The organism is Nocardia sp. Root136 (genome assembly GCF_001427185.1).
Lineage (GTDB): Bacteria > Actinomycetota > Actinomycetes > Mycobacteriales > Mycobacteriaceae > Nocardia > Nocardia salmonicida.
Window position 1 is genome coordinate 2,604,403 of the sequence record NZ_LMFE01000001.1, and the last position, 2,998, is coordinate 2,607,400.

The 2,998-nt window shown below is 66.9% G+C and carries 3 protein-coding genes; 2 read left to right on the forward strand and 1 reads right to left on the reverse strand.

Translation table 11 applies throughout. From position 1 onward, the window contains the following. Window positions 1–4: 4 nt before the first annotated feature. Both ASD42_RS12100 and ASD42_RS12105 read left to right on the forward strand, forming a co-directional pair. Entirely contained in the window at window positions 5–1,150 is a 1,146-nt protein-coding gene (locus tag ASD42_RS12100) for a sensor histidine kinase (RefSeq protein ID WP_056814107.1), read from the forward strand. 1 nt (window position 1,151) lies between these two features. Next, window positions 1,152–1,787, forward strand: a complete 636-nt coding sequence (locus tag ASD42_RS12105; RefSeq protein ID WP_200950403.1) for a response regulator — start codon at window positions 1,152–1,154, stop codon at window positions 1,785–1,787. Between the two features lie 25 nt (window positions 1,788–1,812). Here the strand turns inward: ASD42_RS12105 and ASD42_RS12110 are convergent, their stop codons facing one another. After that, a complete protein-coding gene (locus ASD42_RS12110; RefSeq protein ID WP_327152889.1) occupies window positions 1,813–2,943 on the reverse strand; it encodes an ATP-grasp domain-containing protein in 1,131 nt (376 codons plus the stop codon). Between the last annotated feature and the right edge of the window lie 55 nt (window positions 2,944–2,998).

Sequence of the window (2,998 nt, forward strand, 5' to 3'; positions counted from 1 at the left end):
CGGAATGGAGCAGAGGCCGAGCCGGACGCAGATTCTGCGCCGGTGGTATGCCGGATGTTGGGTGCTGTTCGGCCTCGGTCCGCCGGTGATCGCGGTGCACGATCGCGCCGATCCGACGAAGTACTCGACATGGATCCTGATCACGGCGCTGGCCGCGAGCTACGTGGCGCTGACGACCTTTCCGCGCAACCGCATGGTCGGGCCCACCAGCTTCCTCTGCCTGCTGGTCGCCGTCCTCGGCGTGACGGCGATCCTGCTCGAGGGCGGCGCGGCATTCTTCATCGTCTCGATTCCGCTGTTCTGGATCTACACGCCGACGCCGCGCCGCGCGGTCGGCTTCCTCAGCGCGGCGGCGGTCGCCGCCCTCGTCGGGAACCTCACCGGGCCGATCTTCTCCCCTGGCAATGCCACCTTCACCCTGCTCGGATACGCGGGCGGCGTCCTGCTCGGGCTGTGGGTGGACCAGGTGATCAGGCAGGGCGCGGAACGCACCCGGATACTCGGCGCCGAGCTGAAACGCACCCAATCGGATCTCGCCGCGGCCCACCAGCGGCAAGGCGCGGCCGAGGAACGCGAACGGATCGCCCGCGAAATCCACGACACCCTCGCCCAGGGCTTCGCCTCCATCGTCGTGCTGGCCGAGGCCGCCCGCGACGGCATCGGCGCCGATCCGGCAGCCACCGCCAAACAGCTGTTGTCGATCGAGCGCACCGCCCGCGAGAACCTCACCGAGGCAAGGGTTCTGGTCGGCGGAAGTCCCGCGGACAGCGGTGGAATCGCCCAGACGCTGCGCCGGGTCCTCGATAGATTCGCCGAAGACACCGGGCTGATCGTGCACGCCGACCTCGCCGACATCGTGTGCGACCAACCCACGAGAATCGGGCTGCTGCGCTGCACGCAGGAATCCCTGGCCAACGTGAGCAAGCACGCGAAGGCGAGCACCGTCGGCCTCGTTCTCTCCCCCACCGACGCCGGTCTGGAACTCGAAATCACCGACGACGGAATCGGTTTCACGCCGCAGCAGGCCCGCGGTTTCGGCCTGAACGGGATGCGCAACCGGATCACCGAGCTGGGTGGGGAATTCGCCGTCACCAGCTCACCCGGCGAGGGCACCAGGATCTTCGCCCTCCTCCCGACCGGGCGGAGCTGACGTGACCGAGCCCCTTCGCCTGATCCTGGCCGACGATCATGTCGTGATGCGCTCGGGCCTCGTCGCGCTGCTACAGGCCGAACCGTCCATCCAGATCGTCGGCGAGGCGGACGACGGCGCTCGAGCCATCGACCTCGCCGAATCCCTGTCCCCGGACGTAGCGATCCTCGATCTGCGGATGCCGGTCCTGGACGGCGTGGCGGCCACCCGAGAAATCGTGCGCCGCACCGGAACCCGCGTGCTGATCCTCACCACCTACGACACCGACGTCGATATCGAACGCGCCATCGAAGCCGGTGCCATCGGCTATCTCCTCAAGGACACCACCCGCGATCAACTCGTCGAGGCCATCCACTCCGCAGCCCGTGGCCAGACCGTCCTCGCACCCCGGGTCGCCGAGCGTCTGGTCGCCCGCATCCGCCGCCCCGACCCGATCACCCTGACCTCCAGGGAGATCGAGGTCCTGCGCGCGGTCGCCGACGGCCTGTCCAACCCCGAGATCGGCAGACGCCTCGTCATCGCCGAAGCCACCGTCAAAACCCATCTACTCCGCATCTTCGCCAAACTCGACGTCAACGACCGCACCCACGCTGTCATCGTCGCCATGAAACGCGGACTGTTCACCACCGGCGAGTGATCCGAACTCACTGTGCCGCCATCGATCAACCGGGTACCAGGTCCGCACTCCTACGCACCGCACCGGGCAAGTGACCATCCAACTGCGGCACGACCTCCATGACCGCTTCCGCAACGGCGAGACAGGCGCCCAGTCGCGGCGGCTTCCGCAATCCCGAATCACCTTGCAGCAGTAACCGAACCGCGGCCCACGGCAGATTCACGTCGGCGAAGGACGTGTGGAACAGACCCGCCGAGGGTCGTGGATTCACCTCGAGCAGCACTGGTTCGCCACCGCGATAGCGCAATTGAACATTCGTCAGAAAGGCCAGTTCGAAGTGCCGTACGAGCCGGCCTGCGATATCGACCACGGTGGGATCGTCGAGCAGCATACGGAAGCGCCCCTGCTTGGCCCGTGGAATCCCCATCAGCAGTTCGCCTCCCGGAGCCGAGAGACAGTCGATGCTGATCTCCGGACCTTCGAGAAACGGCATCACGAGTAGCGGCAGCACGGGTTCCCCGTCCTGCGCCGCCCGCCGCATCGCCCCCGCGATCGCCTCGACCGAGGCCACCGGCCGGGGCGCCACCCGCAGGTTCGCCATGGTCAGCGGGCGGTCGTCCAGGATTCGGAACCCGAACGCCGAATACTCACCGCTCGGCTTGACGCACAGCGTCTCCCCGGTGAGCGACAACTCGTCGACGGCCGAGCAGAACTCGTCGGCGTCACTCACCTCGCGCCACGGCGGCACGGGAATGCCCGCGGCACCGGCGATCTCGTAGGTGAGCACCTTGCTGGTCAGCGCCGTCACCGCCGACAACGGCGAACACATCACACTGGTACCGACCGCCGCGAAGTCCGCCACCCGACCCGCGAGCGCGTCGAGGCGGCGCGGCGGGATGAGCACGTCGATGCGGTGCATCCGACAGAAGTCGAGCGCGAACTGCGCGTACTCCTCGTTGCTCGCGTACCGAGGTTCGACCGCCGACACATCACACACCGAGAGAGCAGCCGCACTCGGATCCACATTGCTGGCATAAATTGTGACATCGACCCCGTCGGGGTTCTCCCGCAGCAACCGCATGACCTGAACGGTCGCCGCCCCCGCACTGCTCAGCCAAATCCGAAGCGTAATACCAACCGCTCCCTTCCTGTTTCCCGTAGAGAACCCGGACCATATCCCGGTTCTGCTTCAGGCACATTTCGACAGGAAGGACTTCACGTCACAGGCCGGA

Bases quoted from the DNA above. Each gene is read 5' to 3' on its own strand.
- ASD42_RS12100 (WP_056814107.1), top strand. From the start codon at position 5: ATGGAGCAGAGGCCGAGCCGGACGCAGATTCTGCGCCGGTGGTATGCC.